Origin of the sequence: Hydrogenovibrio sp. (genome assembly GCF_049975065.1) — a bacterium.
GTDB lineage: Bacteria > Pseudomonadota > Gammaproteobacteria > Thiomicrospirales > Thiomicrospiraceae > Hydrogenovibrio.
The window spans coordinates 73754-94085 of record NZ_JBNGDN010000002.1 but is presented as its reverse complement, the minus strand read 5'-3'; the positions used below and the strand labels follow the sequence as shown (position 1 = coordinate 94085).

The 20332-nt window shown below is 54.7% G+C and carries 16 protein-coding genes; 9 read left to right on the top strand and 7 right to left on the bottom strand.

What is annotated here, in order from left to right:
• The first annotated feature begins 13 nt into the window (after positions 1-13).
• Positions 14-1678 carry an acetolactate synthase large subunit gene (locus tag ACP5D0_RS01135; RefSeq protein WP_472363709.1) on the top strand — a complete coding sequence of 555 codons (1665 nt, stop codon included), beginning with the start codon at positions 14-16 and terminating at the stop codon, positions 1676-1678.
• A 48-nt stretch (positions 1679-1726) separates the two neighbouring features.
• Here ACP5D0_RS01135 and ACP5D0_RS01130 read toward each other — a convergent pair whose 3' ends face one another.
• Positions 1727-3055 carry a redoxin domain-containing protein gene (locus ACP5D0_RS01130; protein WP_472363706.1) on the bottom strand — a complete coding sequence of 443 codons (1329 nt, stop codon included), beginning with the start codon at positions 3053-3055 and terminating at the stop codon, positions 1727-1729.
• Positions 3056-3228: 173 nt separating this feature from the next.
• On the opposite strand from ACP5D0_RS01130, the gene ACP5D0_RS01125 reads away from it, so the two are divergent.
• From ACP5D0_RS01125 to ACP5D0_RS01100, 6 genes are all read left to right on the top strand, one after another.
• On the top strand, positions 3229-5229 hold the full coding sequence (locus ACP5D0_RS01125) for a putative bifunctional diguanylate cyclase/phosphodiesterase (RefSeq protein ID WP_472363705.1): 2001 nt from the start codon (positions 3229-3231) through the stop codon (positions 5227-5229).
• Positions 5230-5235: 6 nt separating this feature from the next.
• Positions 5236-6636, top strand: a complete 1401-nt coding sequence (locus ACP5D0_RS01120) for a CAP domain-containing protein (protein WP_472363704.1) — start codon at positions 5236-5238, stop codon at positions 6634-6636.
• The gene (locus ACP5D0_RS01115) at positions 6633-8960 is read left to right on the top strand and encodes a GNAT family N-acetyltransferase (RefSeq protein ID WP_472363703.1); all 2328 of its coding nucleotides are present in this window, start codon (positions 6633-6635) and stop codon (positions 8958-8960) included. The genes ACP5D0_RS01120 and ACP5D0_RS01115 overlap by 4 nt, the downstream gene beginning before the upstream one ends.
• A gap of 267 nt (positions 8961-9227) precedes the next feature.
• Entirely contained in the window at positions 9228-9674 is a 447-nt protein-coding gene (gene exbB, locus ACP5D0_RS01110) for a TonB-system energizer ExbB (protein ID WP_472363702.1), read from the top strand.
• A complete protein-coding gene (locus ACP5D0_RS01105; protein ID WP_472363701.1) occupies positions 9671-10066 on the top strand; it encodes a biopolymer transporter ExbD in 396 nt (131 codons plus the stop codon). Before exbB ends, ACP5D0_RS01105 begins: the two co-directional genes overlap by 4 nt.
• A gap of 9 nt (positions 10067-10075) precedes the next feature.
• Positions 10076-10897 carry an energy transducer TonB gene (locus ACP5D0_RS01100; RefSeq protein ID WP_472363700.1) on the top strand — a complete coding sequence of 274 codons (822 nt, stop codon included), beginning with the start codon at positions 10076-10078 and terminating at the stop codon, positions 10895-10897.
• A gap of 55 nt (positions 10898-10952) precedes the next feature.
• Here ACP5D0_RS01100 and purU read toward each other — a convergent pair whose 3' ends face one another.
• The gene (gene purU, locus ACP5D0_RS01095) at positions 10953-11810 is read right to left on the bottom strand and encodes a formyltetrahydrofolate deformylase (protein WP_472363699.1); all 858 of its coding nucleotides are present in this window, start codon (positions 11808-11810) and stop codon (positions 10953-10955) included.
• A 124-nt stretch (positions 11811-11934) separates the two neighbouring features.
• On the bottom strand, positions 11935-14568 hold the full coding sequence (locus ACP5D0_RS01090; protein WP_472363698.1) for a diguanylate cyclase domain-containing protein: 2634 nt from the start codon (positions 14566-14568) through the stop codon (positions 11935-11937).
• A gap of 300 nt (positions 14569-14868) precedes the next feature.
• Here ACP5D0_RS01090 and xthA point away from each other — a divergent pair, with 300 nt between their 5' ends.
• Both xthA and ACP5D0_RS01080 read left to right on the top strand, forming a co-directional pair.
• The gene (gene xthA / locus ACP5D0_RS01085; protein ID WP_472363697.1) at positions 14869-15690 is read left to right on the top strand and encodes an exodeoxyribonuclease III; all 822 of its coding nucleotides are present in this window, start codon (positions 14869-14871) and stop codon (positions 15688-15690) included.
• A gap of 70 nt (positions 15691-15760) precedes the next feature.
• A complete protein-coding gene (locus tag ACP5D0_RS01080; RefSeq protein ID WP_472363696.1) occupies positions 15761-16462 on the top strand; it encodes an FAD-binding oxidoreductase in 702 nt (233 codons plus the stop codon).
• Positions 16463-16510: 48 nt separating this feature from the next.
• Here the strand turns inward: ACP5D0_RS01080 and ACP5D0_RS01075 are convergent, their stop codons facing one another.
• The 4 genes from ACP5D0_RS01075 to ACP5D0_RS01060 all read right to left on the bottom strand — a co-directional run.
• Complete coding sequence (locus tag ACP5D0_RS01075) at positions 16511-16936, bottom strand: hypothetical protein (RefSeq protein ID WP_472363695.1); 426 nt, start codon at positions 16934-16936, stop codon at positions 16511-16513.
• 13 nt (positions 16937-16949) lie between these two features.
• The gene (locus ACP5D0_RS01070; RefSeq protein ID WP_472363694.1) at positions 16950-17360 is read right to left on the bottom strand and encodes a P-II family nitrogen regulator; all 411 of its coding nucleotides are present in this window, start codon (positions 17358-17360) and stop codon (positions 16950-16952) included.
• Positions 17361-17403: 43 nt separating this feature from the next.
• The gene (locus tag ACP5D0_RS01065; protein WP_472363693.1) at positions 17404-19137 is read right to left on the bottom strand and encodes a DUF1538 domain-containing protein; all 1734 of its coding nucleotides are present in this window, start codon (positions 19135-19137) and stop codon (positions 17404-17406) included.
• Positions 19138-19196: 59 nt separating this feature from the next.
• Positions 19197-20332 (bottom strand): DUF1538 domain-containing protein (locus ACP5D0_RS01060; protein WP_472363692.1); only part of this gene is annotated, 1136 nt, incomplete at its 5' end.

The window sequence follows — 20332 nt, the reverse complement described above, 5'->3', positions numbered from 1 at the left end:
TGGAGGCCGCACCATGAAAACATCGGATCTATTTGTTAAAGCCTTGGAGTCGGAAGGCGTGGAGTATATTTTCGGCATTCCCGGTGAGGAAAATCTGGATTTGCTCAACTCGCTGAAAGATTCCAAAATCCAAGTCATCGTCACCCGCCACGAACAGGCTGCCGGGTTTATGGCCGCCACTTACGGTCGCCTGACCGGCATGGCCGGCGTATGCCTGTCCACACTGGGCCCTGGGGCGACCAATCTGGTCACGGCCGCCGCCTATGCTCAGCTGGGTGCCATGCCGATGGTCATGGTCACCGGTCAAAAGCCGATCAAAACCAACAAACAGGGTCAGTTTCAGATTATCGATGTGGTGGATATGATGCGTCCCATCACCAAATACACCTGCCTGATTCACAGCGGCCACAACATTCCGGCGCGCATTCGTGAGGCGTTTCGCTCCGCCAAAACCGAACGCCCCGGCGCGGCTCACCTGGAATTACCGGAAGACATTGCCTGTGAAGAATCCGATTCGCCGGTGATTCAACAAGGCATGCACCGCCGCCCGCTGGCGGAAGACAAAGCCATCCGCAATGCGGTGGAAATGATTCAACGCGCCAAGCGCCCGCTGATTCTGGTGGGCGCGGGTGCCAACCGTAAAACCGCCGGTAAAATGCTGCGCCAGTTTATCGACAAAACCGGCATCCCCTTCTTCACCACGCAAATGGGCAAAGGTGTGGTGGACGAACGCCATCACCTGTATCTCGGCTGTGCGGCGCTATCCGATCACGATTTTGTGCATGGTGCCATTCAATACACCGACCTGATTATCAATATCGGTCACGATGTGGTGGAAAAACCGCCCTTCTTTATGACGCAAGACGGCTTTAAGGTCATTCACATCAATTTCACCAATGCTTCCGTTGACCCGGTATATTTTCCGCAAGCAGACGTGGTGGGCGACATTGCCAACAGCCTCTATCAGATCAAAGAACGCATTGAACGCCAGGAAACCTGGAGCTTCGATGTGTTTATGGAAGTCAAACGCCAGATTGATAAAAACCTGCTGGAAGGGTCGCACGATGGCCGTTTCCCGATGTATCCGCAGCGGGTGGTGGCCGACATCCGCAAAGTCATGCCGGACGACGGTCTGATTGCGCTGGACAACGGGATTTATAAAATCTGGTTTGCACGAAATTACTTGGCCTACCAGCACAACACCGTGCTGCTGGACAACGCCCTCGCCACCATGGGCGCGGGCTTGCCGTCCGCGATTGCGGCCAAACTGGTGTACCCGGAACGCCGCGTGATGGCCATCTGTGGTGATGGCGGCTTTATGATGAATTCACAGGAAATGGACACCGCCGTTCGTCTGAAACTCGATTTGGTGGTGGTAGTGCTCAACGACAACGCTTTCGGCATGATTAAGTGGAAGCAGGCCAATATGGGCTTTGACGAGTTTGGGCTGGATCTCAACAATGCCGACTTTGTGATGTACGCACAAAGTTACGGTGCCAAAGGCCACCGCATTCACAAGGCCGACGACTTGATGCCAACACTGGAAGCCTGCTTTGAAGACGGCGGCGTGCATCTGGTGGAAATCCCGATGGATTACAGCGAAAACAACCAGATTCTCAATCACGACATCAAGGCGCGTTCACACGCTCTTGTCAAACAACTTGAACAGTACCTGTGAACCGCTCGCCAAGCCACCGACGCTCAAGGCGTTTGCGAATTTTTCAGGTTAAGGACTCTCGGCCAGCAACGCTTTGATCTGTTGCAGCGTCTGGGCATCGTCCCATTCGTGGCCGCCAAATAAGGCATAGCGAATGACGCCCTGTTTATCGATGACATAGGTGCTCGGATAGGCGAACACCCGCCAGGCCTGCACCGCCGAGCCTTTGGGGTCGAGCAGGATGGGGAAATTCACCGGATGCTCGCTCAGAAACGACTCAATTTGCGGTTTTTCTTCCGCCAGATTGGCCGCGAGAATTTCAAACGGCTGATCGCTCAAAGCGGTTTTCAAACGCGTCATCGACGGAATTTCATGCACACAGGGCGGGCACCAGCTCGCCCAGAAATTCAGCAACACCACTTGACCACGATACGCTTTCAGATCATGCGCTTTGCCCGTCCTGTCCACCAGCTGCAAAGGACGGTTCTGTGGCCCGGTGTAGGGCTGCAAACCGATGGCATCACTTCCATTCGTCGCCGGACTGGTCGTTGGTTTGGCCGCCGGATTCGCTGCATGAGAATCACCGGGCCTGGTCGTTTCGTTGGTTGCGACTGTCGCACCGGGTTTTGACGCGCTTTGACGCGTCGTCACCATATAGGGAATCAACGCCTGCATCGCCGTCAGCAGATCCGGCAGCAATTGTTCGGCCTGCCGATTTTCCACCGCCAAAGCATCGGGGCGGAAATAATAACGGTCACGCACCTCCGGCACCCGCCGCATAAACACATCCGAACCGCCCATTTCCAAAGTCTGTTGCAAGGCAGGCAAATGCCAACGCCAGGGCGACAACTCCGCCTGCAACACAAACACCGGCACATTCAAACGCGATGCTTGCGGCCAATACACCGCTTTTTGCCCGGCCTGCGGGGTTTCTTCATAGAGATTGGGGTTGAGTAAAATCAGCGCCAGATTGGCCGACGGCGTTTGCATGGCGTCCACCAGTGCTTTCACCGCCAAGGCGGCGCCTTGGTTGGAGCCGATCACAATCACCGGCTGGCCCGAATCCTGCAAACGGCGGATTTCATCGACAATGACCTTCAGCGGAATGCGTTGCAGACTGCTGGGGGTGGCGGGGAGAAAGTAACTTTCAAACAGATTCGGCAGGGTTACCGTAAGCCCCCTGTCCGCTAGAGCCTGAGCCAATTGCCTTTCCTCCGGCAGGACACCGTACTCCGACGGAATCCACAACAATTGGGCCGGTGCCGATGCCGCTGCAAAGGTCTCCACCTCCAGCGAACCGCTCAAATCGCCATTCAAATCGTCATTTAAATCTGCGCTGAAAACACCCCACGGCCAGATCGCCAACCAAACTAAAACACCCCACCCCTTCCAAATCATCTTCTACTCCCTTATCTTGATCGAATTGGTTCTGTAACGGAATTATACGCTTTACGCACCCACAACTTAGCCGCCAATAAAGATAAACCTTGCCACAGCCAGCATTGGCATTGAATTTTCGCCGTCAACCGTCTATATTGAGCGCTTAACGGTCAACCGAAAGGCGATTCGGCATGTGGCGAAAACTGAGTATTCAACTGCAACTGATGATTTTAATCATCGCCATTACGCTGGTGTTGTCCGCAAGTTTTCTCGGCGTCACCTTCTGGCTGGACATTAAAGAACGCAAAGCCTTGGCGGTGGATCTGTCTCAAAGTCTGCATCAATCCTTATCGCAAGATTTAAACGACGTCATTCATCAACCCGACCCCAAGGAATTTTCCGAGCTGGAATTCCGCCTGTCCGGCTTTCCCCACCTGGATCGCCTGCTGCTGTTGAATAACGACGCCGAGCCAGTCTTTGATTTCCAAGCCAGCCCGGAAAGCTACGATCATCTCGTGGCTCGCAGCAATGAAAAGATTCAGTTTGACGGTGACGATCTCTTTATAAAACAGCCGTTGATACGGGCGCAGCAACCCAACGGACACGCCGTTTACATCATCGACATCAAAGACTTCGAAAGTCAGTTCCGCCAGCACCTGCTGTATGTGCTGCTCGCCTTACCGTTTCAGTGGTTGCTGGCGCTGCTGCTCACCTGGTGGGTCAGTCGCAACTACAACCAGCCGTTTACCCAGTTGGCCAATGCGATGAAACGCAGCGACGTGTCTCGTAACCACTTTGAACGGGTCACCAGTGACGCCCAAAACGAAATCGGCGACCTGTTCAACGGCTACAACGAAATGGTAACGCACATTGAAACCACCAACCAGGCCTTGCGATATCAATCCGAGCACGATCCGCTCACCGGTCTCTATAACCGTTTTTTTATCGAGAAAGCCATCCAAGCCTCCTTGAACGACACCCGTCAAACGCATCACCTGCTGCTCAGTCTTGACCTTGACCGTTTCAACCTTATCAACGAAGCTGCCGGTTACCCCGCCGGAGACGAGTTGCTGAAAATGGTGGCGCACAGCACGCTGAAACAACTGCCGGACAACGCCATTATGGGGCGTCTCGGCGGCGATGACTTTTACATTTTGCAGACCCAGACCACAGCAGAAGAAGCCACCGCACTCGCCGAGCAGTTGCAGCACCTCCTATCCGATTTCCGTTTCAGCTGGGAAAACCAAGCCTATTCGGTTTCCGGCACCTTGGGCGGCGTCCTCTATCAGCCGCATGAATACACTCAGCGCGAACTGATTAAAGCCGCCAATCTGGCATTTTTGGAAGCCAAATCCGCAGGCCGGAACAAGCTGCATTTCTATCAGCGCCATGAAAACTACGAACAAACACACCAGCAACAGGTCATTACCGCTGGCTGGATCAAGCAAGCACTGAAGACCACCACGGCGGAAAACGAGCCTCCCGCACACTTCGAACTTTACGCTCAAGCCATAGTGCCACTGCAGACGCCCACCACACGATTGGGCTATGAAATTCTGCTGCGGCTGCACGACGACCAAGGCAATCTGGTGCCGCCGGACAATTTTTTGCCCACGGCGGAACGTTATCAAATGATGACCGAAATCGACATTTTCGTGCTCAGCACCTACATTGAAACCGTCATGCAGCAGCCGCAACACCTCGAACAATTGGATCTGGCGCACGTCAATTTATCCGGTGCCAGCCTCAATCATCCGGATTTTCAGGCCAATCTCAAACGCCTGATCGACACCTACGATTTCCCTTGGCACAAGCTGGAACTGGAGATCACTGAAACCGCCGCCGTCGGCAACTTCCAGCAGGCGCGTCCGTTTATCGACTTTTTCAAATCCCACGGCATCGGCTTAACGCTGGACGATTTCGGTACCGGCATGTCGTCGTTTGAATACCTGAAAAGCCTGCCGTTCGACGTGGTGAAAATCGACGGCAGCTTCGTCAAAGACATGCACACCGACCCGACCGATCGCGCCGTGATTCGGTATATTCAGGAAATCAGCGCCCTGCGCCACCAGAAAACCGTGGCGGAATACGTGGAAACCCAGGAAGACGTCACGGCGCTGACCGAAATCGGCGTCACCTACGGACAAGGGTATTTCCTCGGCAAGCCCAAGCCACTGAGCGACTGGCTCTAACCCAAAATGATCGCTCGCCTGCTGATTTACACCTTCCTTGGCCTGTTTACCGTCTGGTTTTTCAATGTCGGGCTGGAACGACTGATGACGCCACCAGCGGATCTGGCCGATATTCCCAGCCAACAGCAAACCCACGACAACACCCCGCGCATTCGACCCTTGACACCGGAAATGGCCGATGCCCAAGCCGCTGAGGCGTTAAATGCCATCAACCGCATTCGTCAGTCATTGCAACTCAATCCGCTGAAGGCCAATGTCAAACTGGCCGAGGCCGCAAAACACCACGCCCGTTATCTTTCCCATCACAATGTACAGTCCCATCAACAACCGCCAGGCCTGGCCGGTTTCAGCGGCGAAACGCCCCGTGATCGTGCCGAAGCCAGTGGCTACCAAAGCCCGGTGTCCGAAGTCATCGCCTTCAATCAACCCAGTCCTTATCCGATGGTGGACGATCTGATGTCCGCCATTTACCATCGCCTCGGCTTGTTAAATATGACACAGGATCAAATCGGTCTCGGGGTGGCGGGCGACGGTGATGGCGATGTCAAATCGGTTCTGGTCGGCGTCATGGGCAACGCCCAACTCGAAGCCCTCTGCGAAAAGCCCTCAGCCCTCAAACCCGGTGCCCGCGCGTTTACCCAACTGTGCGCCTCCGGCACGCCCATTAGCAAACACGATGCGGCTCAGGCCATGGCATCGGTCACGCGCCAAAACCCCAAACTGATTGTCTGGCCAAAATCCGGTGCCACCGTGCCGCCGGTGTTTTACGAAGAAAGCCCCGACCCCTTGCCGGAATGCAATGTCAGCGGCTATCCGGTGCATTTGCAGGTCAACCCGATTTTTGTCGGCCGCATCCATTTCCAACCCGACACCTTCACCCTGACTCGGCTGGATGACCATGACCCCACCCACACGCCGGAGCCGGTCGAAGCCGCCACCGTGTTCAGCAACCGCACCGACCCGAATCGAACCCAGAACGCGCCCGCAGCGGATAAAGACCAATGGATCGCCTTTTTCCCGCAACAGCGTCTGGACTGGAACCGTCGTTATCAAGCGCAAATTCAATACACCGAAAACGGCAAAACCCACACCATGCGCTGGAACTTCTTTACCGAACAACAGCCAGGCCTGGTGACAAGCGACCCAGCGCGTGACGTTCCGATTCGCGTTGGCCAAACCCGAACCCTTTATTTTCCACCGGAAAACTGCCAACAGGCGAAAACCGTCCAACTGCGGCAGAAAATCCCCCGAGGCGTCAAGGTGCAGACCGAGTTTATCGACGGCGAAACCCTGCAGGTCAAACTGCTGTCCGCACCCTTTGGCGGCGCTTTTGAGCTGATTTATGTGGCCGGTCATCAGCCCATTAAGGTGCGTTTTGACATCCTTCAGCAGGCCGAGACCGAATGACCGACCGCAACATCAACCACGCCAGCCGCCGTGCCCCCACCGTTGAGACCGAACGCTGGGTGTCCCGCTTACACCAGCAGCTACACCGCGCAAACCACCGCGTCTGTCTGGTGCTGTGCGGTCAGCAAGACTGGCGTCAGGCCTGGTTAAATCGTCTTATAGCGCCCCACTGGCAAGGGCTGGCAATAGGGTTAACACCGCCTACACCATCTCAGCCTCAACCTCACCCGCAAGCCGAACCCCTTTCCTTTCGGCAACTGCCGCAGCGACTCGGGCAAGAGACCGATTTCGCGATTTTCACTGCCGAAGCGGGGATTGAGGCCGATGCCCTAGGACTGGTCGGCGGGCTGATTCGCGGCGGCGGTTTGTGTTTGATCAGCCTGCCGCCGCAAGCGGAATTTTTCCGTCAACCCAATGCCGCAATGGCACGCTTTCTGAATACCCCACTCACGCCGGACGAGGCGCTGAACGGCTTTCAAATCCACCTGTGGCACGCGTTGCAATCCCACGCGCTCTGGCTGACGGAAGACGCGCCTTTGCCCCCGCTGGACGCGCTGGCACAAGCGCCAACCGCTTCGCCACTGCTGGCGCTCACGCGCCCATCCACCGAAACCCAAGCCACCCCTGATCAAGCCGAGGCGATTCAAGCCATCCACTCGGTCGCCTTCGGTCACCGCAAACGGCCTCTCTTGCTCACCGCCGATCGCGGTCGCGGCAAGTCCACCACGCTGGGGCTGGCGTGTGTGTCACTGTTATTAGCGGGCAAGCGCCACCTCACCCTCACGGCGGCACGCCTTGCACAAATTCAAAAAGCGTTTGACGCCATCGACAGCGCCTGGCCGCGGCTGCAGGCCGCCGGATTTGAACGCATCGAAAAACGCCCAGGCCTGGTTCGTTTAACCTTAGGGGCTGAAACAGCCGTCATCCGCTTTCAAGCACCGGACGACTTGATTCACACCCCGGTTGACACCGAACTGCTGCTGGTGGACGAAGCGGCGCATTTGCCCCTGCCGATGGTCTTGGCCTTGCTGGAAAGCCATTCGCGCACCCTACTGGCCACCACAGAACAAGGCTATGAAGGCAGTGGACGCGGCTTTCGCTTAAAGCTGGCCGAACATTTAACGCAACACTTCCCCGGCTGGAAGCGCCACCGGCTGACGCAACCGATTCGCTGGGCACCTCAAGACCCATTAGAAGCCACACTGAACCGCTTGTTGTTATGCAGCGAGGCCGAAACGGACGCCCAAAACCCTGCCCACAACGACACCGAAAACCCGCGCTCACAACGCCCACAACCCGCGCCTGTGACCGACCTGTGTTTTGAGTATCAGTCACCGCTGGCACTGGCGCAACCGCAGCAGCGAGCCGAGCGCCACGCCCTGTTTCAATTGCTGTCGCAAGCGCACTACCAGACCCGACCGAACGATCTGATGCAACTGTTATCGCTGCCCAACCAGCAGCTTTGGGTGGCGCGCCGCGCCGATGACCCGCAGCCGCTGGGCGTGCTGTTTGCGGTGCAGGAAGGGGGCTTATCGCATGAAAGCGCCTTTTCACCAGGCCTGGCGGAAAACGACATGGCGACGCAGGCGACACAAACACGTCAACCGGCGCAACCGCACCGTGTACACGGCCACCTCTTCCCGCAACTGCTGGCGCACCAGCGTCATCAACCCGAGTGGCTGGCCTTGACAGGCTGGCGCATTCAACGGCTGGCGGTCGCCGACGCCTGGCAACGTCAAGGCATCGGTCAACGATTGGTCAAGGCCTTTATCGCGGCGCAGAGTTCAAGCCACCACCGCGCCGACTACATTGCCGTGAGTTTTGGGGTTCAGCCAGGCCTGGTTCAATTCTGGACGCGACTGGGGTTTCAGCCGATGCACCTCGGGCTGAAGCGCGATGCCGCCAGCGGCCAGCCTTCTGCCGCCTTATGCCATCCGCTGAGCGAGCGGGCACACCCGCTTGCCGCCGAAGCGCAACAGTCGTTTCAACACGCATTCGCCTGGAACCTCACCCAGCCGTTTCAAACACTCGACACCGGCTTGGCGCTGTCGCTATTACGCGCAGCACCCCCCACCGAACCCAGCCCTTTTCCAAGGGGCTATTTGCAACAGCAACCGTTTGAAAGCATCGCTTTCGCCCTGCGCCAGTGGACACTGACCCACCTGTCTCAGCTACCGGACGATGACACACTGCCGCTCTGGTTCCGTAAAGCGGTGCAACATCAGGCCTGGTCGGATGTGGTCGCCGCCTCGCCCCACCCAAGCCGCAAAGCGTTGGAAGCCCATTTTAAACATTGGCTGCAAAAGACTTTCAATCGCCTATAACGGCAACCGCAACCGAAAAATTCAACCAAGCAACCGCCTTGCAAAAAATGCCTCACAGACCTTGCTCTCAATCAAGATATAAATATAATAATCATTATCATTAATATTTTACTTACTGCAATCAATTGACCACGATTACGACCGACTGAGGCAATATGGTTTGTGATGACTTGTGATGACTTGTGGAATCAAAGGGCAAGCGAAAGGGTGCCTTATTTATGAATTTTTCGGGTTAACCCCGCTATCGAACACCGCATTCGGAGACTTATGGAATTACTGGAACGCTATCTGGACATCACCGTTTTCAGCCTGCTGGGACTGATGGCGTTTGTCGCCACTTGGTTTACACTGGAACGCTGGCTGAGGTTTCGTCGCGTCAATGTTGCCGACTATGCCCATATGGACCTGCTCACCGTCGATCTCACCCGCCACCTGACGCTGATTGCCACTGTGGGAGCCAACGCGCCCTATGTCGGCCTGCTGGGCACAGTGCTGGGCATACTGGTGACCTTTTACGATCTGGGCATGGCCGGAAGCGGTGTCAACACAGGGGCCATTATGATGGGGCTGGCGCTGGCGCTGAAAGCCACCGCCGGCGGCATTGCGCTGGCCATTCCCAGCATTGTCGCCTACAACTTGCTGATGCGCCGTGTGGAAGTGTTTCAGGCACAGTATCGCGCCCACGAAGCCTTAAATGGAAGCGCCGCACCATGAAGCGATTTGACGACATCAATGTCATCCCCCTAATCGATGTGATGCTGGTGCTGCTGGCGGTGGTACTGACTTCCGCCAGCTTTATTGTGCAGGATTCCTTGCAGATACAGTTACCGGAAACCGAAAACACCTCCGAATATGTGCCGCCGGAAAAAGACCCGCTGCACTTTGCCATCGATGCCAAAGGGCAACTGTTTGTGGATGAAAAACCAACCGACTATTCCGCATTGAGCGATCTTCTGTCGCCATTGGATCCCGAGACACCACTGATTGTAAAGGTGGACGACAAAGCCGAATTTGGTCAGTTTATCCGCCTTGTGGACGCGCTCAAAGTGCACAACCTCACTAACCTGACGTTTTTAACCGAAAAAGCGTCCGGCAACCCCAACTAAGAGGCCACCATGCGCAAACCCGCTGATACGACACTCAAAGCCTTTGCCCTGACGCTGTTTCTGTACAGCTCGGCGCTACTCGCCGCTGTGTGGCAACTAGACCGCCACACGCCTACCGAAAAAGCGCCCGACACCCGCACTGTGCCGATTCACCTGAGCATGTATCAACCGGCTGACACACCCCCGCCCAAACCCATTCAACCGGTCAACCCCGCGCAACCGGCACCGGTGGCACCCATTCAACCCATCGACAAACCGATTACCGAGCCTGCGCCGGTAAAACCCATTGTCGAGCCAAAACCTGAACCAAAACCTAAGTCAGAACCAAAACCGAAACAGGAACCGAAGCCAAAACCTGAGCCAAAACCAGAACCGAAAACAGAACCCAAGGCAAATGCACCGGAAGCGGTCAGTCCCGTTGAGCCGATGGAAACCGCCGCCGCGCCAAAGGTCGTGGAAGCGCCTGCCACTGAGGAGGCCATTCTGGCGCAACCGCCCATGCCGACCTACAGTGCCGCTGAAATGGCCGAAGCCGAAGACCGCTACCTCAGCGAACTCAGCCGCACTCTGGCACAACTGGCACACGACAGCTACCCGAGAACCGCAAAACGTCGTCACTGGGAAGGTAAAGTGGTCTTAACATTTGTGCTTTATCGCAACGGCGACATCAAACATCTGGAAGTGGTGGAAGGGCATCGCCGCAGGGTGTTAAACCAGGCCGCGCTGGGCATTATCGCCGAAAAACTGCAAATGCGTTTCAAACCCTTTTACGACGAAATCGAGCGGGATCAGTGGCAACTGACCGTGCCGGTGAATTTTTCATTGAACTAGCCGACTGGCTAGCCCGAATGATGACGAAGGATTGAAGGGTTAAGAAGATTGAAGACTAAGGACTGAAGACCACGGTTTTGTTACCGTAAATCAACACACGATCTTCCAAGTGATAGCGCAAGCCGCGCGACAGCACGGTTTTTTCCACATCGCGCCCGAGACGACGCATATCGTCAATGCTGTGCGAATGACTCACCCGAATCACGTCCTGTTCGATAATCGGCCCGGCATCCAGCTCTTCGGTGACGTAATGACAGGTGGCGCCAATCAGCTTCACTCCGCGCTCATAGGCTTGATGATAAGGCTTGGCACCGACAAACGACGGCAAAAAGCTATGATGAATATTAATCACTTTTCCGGCGTAATCCACACACATCTGCGGCGGCAGAATCTGCATATACCGTGCCAGCACAATCACATCCGCGTCATACTGCGCCACCAGTGCCTGCGATTTCGCGAAGGCTTCCGGCTTGGTGTCCGGGGTGACCGGCACATGATGAAACGGAATGTCGTACCACTCCACCATGCGGCGCAGATCATCGTGATTGGCAATCACGCACACCACTTCACCGGGCAGATCGTCTTCATGCCAGCGATAGAGTAAATCCGCCAGACAGTGCGACTCTTTTGACGCAAACAGCGCAATGCGCTTGGGTCGATCCGAATCGGTCACTTGCCAGGTCATGTCAAATCGTTCGGCAATGGCGGCAAAGCGCGTTTTAAAGCCGTCGAGATCATTATTCAGGGACGAGGCCAAAATTTCATGGCGCATAAAAAATCGCTGATTCATGGCGTCGGTATGATGATTGGCCTCGATAATGGAACCGCCTTCTTCGGCGATAAACCCGGCCACGTTGGCGACAATGCCCACTTGATCGGGGCAGGAAATGATTAAACGAAATACACGACTCATGCGCTGATGCTCTCTGTTCATCCGTCAAAAACGGCTATTTTAGCAGATGCACCGGACGACCACATAAAAACCGAAATGGCCAGGCCTGGTTAAAAAACCTTCTGCAACCATTCGGTTGCGACCATCACAGCGTCGAACGCCGCACCATCTTCCGAGCCATTTTGTGTTCGTACATGGCTTCATCCGCCAACCGGAATAGCTCCACTTCCGTGGTGGCCTGTTGCGGATACCGCGCCACCCCAATGCTCAAACTCACCTCCAACCGAGTGCCTATGTATTCGCACGGCCCCTCCACCTCGTCCACCAGCCGTTGCTTCATCCGATCGGCATCGGCTTGTTCCATCAGGCCTGGCCAAATCATGACAAATTCATCTCCGCCAATCCGCGCGATCCGCACCCCCGCCGAGACCGCCTGCTGTAACCGATTGGCCACCTCAACCAGAATGTGATCCCCCGCCGCGTGTCCATGGGTATCGTTAATGGCTTTAAACTTGTTCAAATCCACCATGACCAAGGCAAACCCAACGGAGGTGGACAGAACGTCGGCTAGAAAATGATTAAAGGCTTGTCGGTTCGGCAAGCCCGTCAAGGCATCGTGAAAGGCTTGGTAACGCAATTTCTCGCGACTGTCCTGCAATTGCTGATTGGCCTGTTCCAGCGCACGCGTGCGCTCCTGAACCCGCGACTCCAACACCTTTTCGTTTTCTTTTAGATGATCGACAAACATCTTCTGCAACTCAACCGTTTTGCGCTGTTCCGCTTCATAATCCCGCACGCCCAACGCCATATCGTGCATCGCATACGACAACTGATGCAACTCTTTAATGTGACTGTCCACCGCCTTAACTTCGTCAAAACGTTTCTTTTTCACCAGCGCCGCCATATGACGCAACCGATAGATCGGATGCACCAGACGAGATGTCACCCACCAAATAATTGGCAACATCAGCACGAAAATCACAATACCCGCCAGACCGGACAAGGACATCATGTGCCGATAAGGCCCCAACACTGTGTTCTTGGGCGTCATCATCCCCAAGTACAAATTCTCACGACTGGCTTCCGGCAGTGTCGCATAGGCCGCGAGCCAGTTGACATTTTCGTCATGAAGACCAAATACTTGATAGGGCTGTTGTTGTTTGACCGTTTGCACGAAAGCGTCTGGCACCCGCACTTCCAATGCGTCTTCCCTAGCATTTTCACGCAGGTTCCAGCGTTTTTTTAAAGTGTTTAGGGTTCTCGGCGACACTTCAGAAAGCGCGCGATTCAAGAGCGTGCGCAAATCCGGTAAATCGTTCGAAACCAGCAAATACAGACTCGCATCGTGGATTGGGTGTCGCAAAGGAAGAGATTGGTTCACCGTCAAATCGTCCAACCCATAAATTGAACGCAAGTGATAGAAACTTTCTGGTGTATCAATCGTTGCATACGCCTTGCCCTGCTGAACCGCATCCAAAGCCGTCATAATGTCCGGAACGCGCAGCAGCTTGATATTGGGGTAATGCTCGTCAATGTAATCTGTGGTGGACCAGCCGTCCACCATCGCCAAGGTTTGCCCTTTCAGCTCCGAAAAGCCGTCAATCACCGGCACGTTTTGGCGGGTAATAAAACTGTTTTGCGCGTCAAAGTGTGCCTTGCCAAAATCGCCCAGCGCTTCACGACTTGGCGTTTTAAACACCGTATGCACCAAATCCAAACCGCCATTTTGCAAAGCCTGCAGCATTTCTCGAAAGGTGTAGTCATTGACAAACTGAAACCGTAAACCCGTTTTCGCCGCCAGCACCCGCATTAAGTCAATGGAAAACCCTTTTGGCTGTCCAGCCTCCACAAAGTCAAACGGCGGCCAGTCCCGTTGATTGGACACCCGGATCACCGGTGCGGCCTCGACAAAGGCCTGCTCCTGAGGCGACAACGACATGGGTTCTATATCGGCGAGAAACCCCTGACTCAGTGCATCCGACGCCCAGCCCGCTTCGCTGAATTGAATACGGCCATGCTCATCAAACACAAACACGCGAGAATCCGCCGTGGGCTTGAAGCGCGCCAGATCTCTGGCGAGAAACGATAGGGTGTAATCCATCGCCAACACACTGCCATCTTTCAACGCATAGGAATAGGTCACCCCCGTGGCATTCAAATGATTAAACAGATAGGGCTTAGACGACACCACTTCAGCCTGCTGCTGGCGAGCGGCCTGAAACCAAGGGCGTTTCTGCGGCTGATAACGCGTGCGCTCACGGCGCTCGCTCAACTGGGTGAGACGCTCATCGAGAAAGTGAAAATGCTTAAATTGATAGTCGTCCTCATCACTGAGCAATACCAACGCCCAACGCGCCCCAGCGGGTGCCTGCAACAGCGCCGGAACACGCGGATCGCTGGCCAGATTAATCACCTCGTAGAAGTCACCTTCCTCCCGCGCCACATAAACGGCATAGGCTTGGGGTCGATTGGCCAGCAGCTGCACAAACGGCGTCAAGGCAGGATGCGATTCAGACAGGGTGACGCGGTTGTTCAAATTCGGCACTTGCGCCAGCAGCTTTAAATCACGGCGTGTTTCATCGTTCAAGGCCTGCCGTTGCGCTTCAAGCCGCTCCACCAAGGTGACAAACCGTGCTTCCGCCTGGGTGTAAGCAAAGCGTTCGTTGAAGACATATTGCGTCAATAGCAAGACACCAATCGTCAGCATAACGAGAAGGATAAACAGACTGAAAATCGTCCATCGAATCGAAGGCTTGTTAAACACGGACACAGTTCGCATAAAGCACCGTAAATCCTCAACGAAAAAAAAGGCCACGAGTTTACAGCAATGTCATAAAACTGTCAAAAAGGCGTAAAAAGCTTACCATCTTGACAAACTCGGCAAGACTTTCTTGACGTCCGTCTTTTTTCGGTCAGCATTTTTTTGGTATTCCTAAAGGCGGATCTTGGGTATAAGATAGGTTTCTGATACAATCATAAAATTAAATGAGAATTGTATTTATTCACCCAACCTAAGTTATGTCCGAGGTTGATCCCCAATTTCATCACATCAAACCGTCTTTATCCCAAGAAATCACTTATGAAAATCGTATCGTTCAATGTCAACAGCGTGCGCATGCGTCTGCACCAACTTCAAGCCTTAACCGATCAATACGCCCCCGACATCATCGGGTTGCAGGAAACCAAGGTTCAGGATCATGAATTCCCGGTCAACGACATCGAAGCCATGGGCTACCAAGCCATCTTTATGGGGCAAAAAACCCATTACGGCGTGGCATTACTGTTCAAAAACGACCTGACATTAAAAGACCGTCAATTCGGCTGGGATCACGATGGCGACGACGCTCAGAAACGCATGATTATCGGCGATTTTGTCGATGCCAACGGCCATGAAATCCGCATCGTCAACGGCTATTTTCCGCAAGGCGAAAACCGCAGCCATCCGACGAAGTTTCCGGCCAAAGAAGCCTTTTATCAGGACTTGATGCAATACTTGAACGAAAAGTGCTCCCCGGAACAGAACCTCATCGTGATGGGCGATTTCAATATCTCGCCGGAAGACAAAGACATCGGTATCGGCGAACCCAACCGTAAACGTTGGTTGCGGGACGGCAAAACCAGTTTCCTGCCGGAAGAACGCGAATGGTGGAGTACGCTCATCCACTGGGGACTGAAAGACACCTTCCGTCAAATCCACCCGGAGGAAGATCGCATTTTCAGCTGGTTTGACTACCGCTCCAAAGGCTTTGCCGACGACCCGAAACGCGGACTGCGCATCGACACCCTATTGGCGACCAAACCGCTGGCGGCAAAAGCCACCGACAGCGGTGTCGCTTACGACATCCGCGCCATGGAAAAGCCCTCCGATCACGCGCCGGTCTGGACGGATTTTCAGCTCTAATACCGAACTTTACCAGACCTGGTGTATTTCGCCAGGCCTGCCACCCCCTCTAACTGACACAGGACGCACCATGCCGAACACCGACACCCAACCCATGATTATTGCGGAAAAAAAATGGCTTACGGAAGACACCTTGCTCATCAAACTGCAACCTTCGACCCATTTTGATTACCACAGTGGTCAATATGTGCTGCTCGGCATGACGCTGGAAACCTTAAAACCCTTTTCCATTGCCCGTGCACCGACCACCTCGGGGCGCATTGAACTGCACATTCGCGATCACGACCAGTCGCAATGGATGCAGGATCTGTTTGCGCTTGACGTGGGTGAAACGCTTTATGTGCAAGGCCCGAACGACCAATACCGTTTGGATGCGGCCACCGAGTTGAACGCCAAAGACAGGGTGATACTGGTGGCGGGTGGCACCGGCTTTGCACCGATGTTTGCGCTATTGGAAAACCTGTTGAAACTGGATACCCGCCATTTCAATCGCCCGATTGAATTTTACTGGGGTGCGCAAACCGAAGCGGGGCTTTACCGCCAAACGGAAATGCGTTCGCTGGCCGAAAAAGACGACCGTCTGCACTTTCACACCGTGATTTCCGGCGATGTCAGCACCGCCGACCCGCAAAAACTGGTGCATCATCAGGTGCTGCACGATTTTCCCGATCTCAGCCGCAGCCGTGTCTATCTCTGCGGCCCCTGGGCCATGCAGGAAGCGGCTAAAGCCGACTTTATCTCGGCTGGATTGCCAGAGGCGGCCTTTAACTAAAACAGGATACGAAACGAGGATTCCGTGCGACCGGTTGCGCCGGATGCCTCAATCGGAGGCTAATTTTTTAAGATTGGTCACCTTGGCCTCATCCAGTTCGTCGGGCCATTTATCGGGATGATCCAAATCCTTCATATGCACGCCGCCTTCCGGCAAGTCGGGCATTTCAAAGTGCGTCACCCAAGGCACATTGTGCTGAAACATATAAGCGCCTTCCACATTTTCTATGTCGCATAGAGAATACAGATGTTCAAATACCTGATCGGCATACTGCGGTGCGACGATGACGCGCAGCATATCCATTTCTTCCCAATCCTTTTCCGACAACAGCGAGTGTTGATTGCGCACCGACACATATTCCGTCGCCAGCACATGATCCTGCTGATACAAATCCTCCAGAATCGCTTTGGAATGACCCCGCGACAGAATACACACAATGGATTTCGCCTGCAGGCAATGATCGTGATTCAGCATCTCAAAGGCCTCGCTATTGTTCCGGCATGGCGATGGTGGTGGCCGCCACTTTTAGCGCCCGCTCTTTCTCAATGCGCTCAATCACGTTCGGCGGAATGTAAGCGGCGGCTTTTTCCAGCGGCGTCACAAACATAATGCCCATGCCGGGCACATCCAGTTCACCGGCCACAAACATTTCGGCAAACACCTCTTCTTCCTGCTGCTTGGAGACCATGATTTGAATGACTTCTTTTTCCGCTTCCACGGTGATGCTCAACAGCCCCAGACGCTCACGCACCCCCGCGCCACGGCCATAATGAATGGAGGCGCCCTGAGCGCCCGCCGCTCTGGCTGCCGCCACTATGGCATCCCCCTTGCCACGCGGCACCATGCAGGTGATCAAGGCCACGTCGGTCAAAATTGTCATTTCTTTTTGTAATTTCATATCGTCTCCGCTCTGTTTTGCTGTCCGCGTTCTTCGTTCCGCTTCAACTGTGCGAGTGCCCAGCCGCCGCTTCGGCTTTTAAATTGGCGCTTTCACGCAGTTGGCAGCGCCACTTAATCCACAATCCGGTTAACAGCACACTGATAATCGGCCCGATGGAGGCCATCGACAAAATGCCAAAGCCCTCCACCACCCCGACCGCCTGACCCAAGCCAAGCCCCATCGCCAGCACCAACGGCACTGTGACCGGTCCGGTGGTCACCCCGGCACTGTCCCAGGCGACATTGACAAATTCTTCGGTGGACAACACCGTCAACACCAGCGCGACGAGATACGCCGGAATCAACAGCCAGGCCAGTGACCAGTCGAAAATGATTTTCGCCACACCCAGCGCAATGCCGACACCGACCCCAAAGGATACGGCCATCATCAGGGTTTGTTTTTTGAAAGCCCCATTCGTCAGACGCTCGACGGTCATGCCCAAAGCATTCAAGGCCGGTTCGGCCAAGGTCGCGCCAAAGCCGAGCGCAAAGGCAAAAATCACCGTAATCACAATGCCCATGCTGAACCAATAAATCGGTGAGTCCTTCACGGATTCAATACCGGTAAAGGCGCCCGGAATCATGCCGCCCGCCTGTCCGCCGAGTTTGGCTAGGCCATAGGTCAACCCTAAGTTAAAGATAATCATCCCAATCACGGCAAACGCCAACCCCAACAAGACCACCTGGCCATTCTGCAGCCGGTCACGCAACATCAGCAACACCAAGCCAAGGAACAACATCAACGGCACAATCGCACGCAATCCGGCAATGATCTCCACAAACGGCGTGGCCTCATACCAATCGACTTCCGTCTCGGCGACAAATTGACTCAACGCCAGGATTTCGTCCACCGAAACTGTGTGATAAATGTAAATCGCCAGCAACTGCACCCCGATAATCGGAAACAAGGACGCCAAGGTCACAATCCCGAAGCCGGACAGCGATTGGTTGCCACTGCCCGCCGCCGAGGCAATGCCGATGCCCAGCGCCAACACCAGCGGCACCGTCACCGGTCCGGTGGTCACCGCGCCGCTGTCCCACGCCAGGCCGACAATATGCACTAGGTCGGCGTGCTGCATGGAATAGAGCGTAATCAGCAAGGTGGGAATCACCGTGGCAAAAATCATCGGTTTCAGACTCCAATCGTACAAAAACCGCAAAGTGCCGAGCACGGCGGCCAGCCCCACGCCGCCGCCCACCACCAGCACCAGCGTATCCGCCCAATGATTGAGCAGCACATATAAGTAAGGGGCACTGTTCGGATCCACATTCGACCCGGCGGCTTTGAGCGCACCAATCGCCGGTTCGGCAAAGGTCACACCAATGCCCAATAAAAACGCCACCAGCAACACCACCGGCAGAGTGGATTTTTGCGGCAGTTTATTACCGATGGCCTCACCGAACGGCATCAGCCCCAGTCGCAGCCCTTCCATAAAAAACATCAGCCCGATAATGACCGCCAGCATGCCACCGAAAATAATCGACGCCTCTTTGATCGGCTGATGCAAAATCAGAATCTGAAACAGCACCAGATACAGCGTCAGCGGCATCACCGCCTTCGCCTGCTCCCACACTCGCGACTGCAGATAGGGACGTAACAGCCGAAACGCATCGGTGCGGGTGACTTTATATTTCTGATACGCCGCTTCCGGCGAATAGGTCAATTCGTTATAGGTAATGACCTTGGTGTTGAAGCGTTCATGCTGAACAACGTCGTGAAACGAAACCTTTTTCATGGCGTAAATCGGCCTTTCTTGTCAGATAATCAAACGATAACAACGAACAGGCACCATCGTCACGGCACCGGTTCCTCTCTTGAGCGAGCAGTGAAATACCGCGCAAGAATACTGTAGGACAGGACGGTAATCATCGGAAACACCGATGCAAACGCAATCAAGCCGAAACCGTCCATCAGAATATTGCGTCCCTCAATATTGGTGGCCAGATAAATCCCGAACGCCGTCACCAGCGGCACGGTGATTTCCGAGGTGGTGACTCCGCCGAGATCAAAGGCAAAGGCGTGCATTTCTTTGGGCGAAAAAAACACCAGCAGCACCACGACCCCGTAGAGCAAGGTGATCAACAACCAAATATCCCAGCCCTGGACAATTTTATAGGTGCCCAGCAAAATGCCGCAACCCACGCCCAACGCCACCAAGACGCGTATGAGATTCACGTTTAAACGAATTTCCGAATAACGGTCGGCCTGCTTAATGACCGCCACCAACGCCGGTTCCGCCATGGTGGTGCCAAAGCCGACCAAAAACGCAAACAGATAAATAAAGGTATGGTTATTCAATTCCACCAGATTGGCGGCAATCGACTCACCAATCGGAAACAACCCCAGTTTAATCCCCAGAATAAACCCGTAAAGCCCCAACACTAAAAATGCAAACCCCACCGCCACATGGGTCAGGTTCGGCAGTTTCTTACGCAGCACCAGATACTGAAATACCAAAATGGTCAGCAAAATCGGCAGAATATTCAAAAAGGTGTCAAACAAGCCATTCAACACCGTAAAGACAGTAAAATTCGCCGCTGCCTGCAGGGCGTCCACTTCCGGAACCGTTCCAGCGTTGGGCAGATCAAACGCATCGCCCAGTACAAAAATACCGTAGAGCTGAATGCTGAGCATCGGCGTAATCGCCGCCAGCGCCACAAAGCCAAAGCCGTCACGCAATACACTGCGGCCTTGGATGGACGAGGCGATGCCGATGCCAATGGCGACAATAATCGGCACCGTCGCCACATTGGTGGCCACCCCGCCGGAATCATACGCCAGCCCAATAATCGCCGACGGTGTCATCGCCGTAATCGCCAGCACCAACAGGTAACCGCTGATAATGATTTTCGAAACCGACCAGCCAAACAGCGCGCGCAGGATGCCAAAGGCGGTAATCGCCCCCACCGAAAAAGCGATAATCAATCGCA

What these genes read in the sequence shown, in the direction of transcription:
- ACP5D0_RS01135 (WP_472363709.1), top strand. Translation starts at nt 14, where the DNA reads ATGAAAACATCGGATCTATTTGTTAAAGCCTTGGAGTCGGAAGGCGTG.
- ACP5D0_RS01130 (WP_472363706.1), bottom strand. Translation starts at nt 3,055, where the DNA reads ATGATTTGGAAGGGGTGGGGTGTTTTAGTTTGGTTGGCGATCTGGCCG.
- ACP5D0_RS01125 (WP_472363705.1), top strand. Translation starts at nt 3,229, where the DNA reads ATGTGGCGAAAACTGAGTATTCAACTGCAACTGATGATTTTAATCATC.
- ACP5D0_RS01120 (WP_472363704.1), top strand. Translation starts at nt 5,236, where the DNA reads ATGATCGCTCGCCTGCTGATTTACACCTTCCTTGGCCTGTTTACCGTC.
- ACP5D0_RS01115 (WP_472363703.1), top strand. Translation starts at nt 6,633, where the DNA reads ATGACCGACCGCAACATCAACCACGCCAGCCGCCGTGCCCCCACCGTT.
- exbB (WP_472363702.1), top strand. Translation starts at nt 9,228, where the DNA reads ATGGAATTACTGGAACGCTATCTGGACATCACCGTTTTCAGCCTGCTG.
- ACP5D0_RS01105 (WP_472363701.1), top strand. Translation starts at nt 9,671, where the DNA reads ATGAAGCGATTTGACGACATCAATGTCATCCCCCTAATCGATGTGATG.
- ACP5D0_RS01100 (WP_472363700.1), top strand. Translation starts at nt 10,076, where the DNA reads ATGCGCAAACCCGCTGATACGACACTCAAAGCCTTTGCCCTGACGCTG.
- purU (WP_472363699.1), bottom strand. Translation starts at nt 11,810, where the DNA reads ATGAGTCGTGTATTTCGTTTAATCATTTCCTGCCCCGATCAAGTGGGC.
- ACP5D0_RS01090 (WP_472363698.1), bottom strand. Translation starts at nt 14,568, where the DNA reads ATGCGAACTGTGTCCGTGTTTAACAAGCCTTCGATTCGATGGACGATT.
- xthA (WP_472363697.1), top strand. Translation starts at nt 14,869, where the DNA reads ATGAAAATCGTATCGTTCAATGTCAACAGCGTGCGCATGCGTCTGCAC.
- ACP5D0_RS01080 (WP_472363696.1), top strand. Translation starts at nt 15,761, where the DNA reads ATGCCGAACACCGACACCCAACCCATGATTATTGCGGAAAAAAAATGG.
- ACP5D0_RS01075 (WP_472363695.1), bottom strand. Translation starts at nt 16,936, where the DNA reads ATGCTGAATCACGATCATTGCCTGCAGGCGAAATCCATTGTGTGTATT.
- ACP5D0_RS01070 (WP_472363694.1), bottom strand. Translation starts at nt 17,360, where the DNA reads ATGAAATTACAAAAAGAAATGACAATTTTGACCGACGTGGCCTTGATC.
- ACP5D0_RS01065 (WP_472363693.1), bottom strand. Translation starts at nt 19,137, where the DNA reads ATGAAAAAGGTTTCGTTTCACGACGTTGTTCAGCATGAACGCTTCAAC.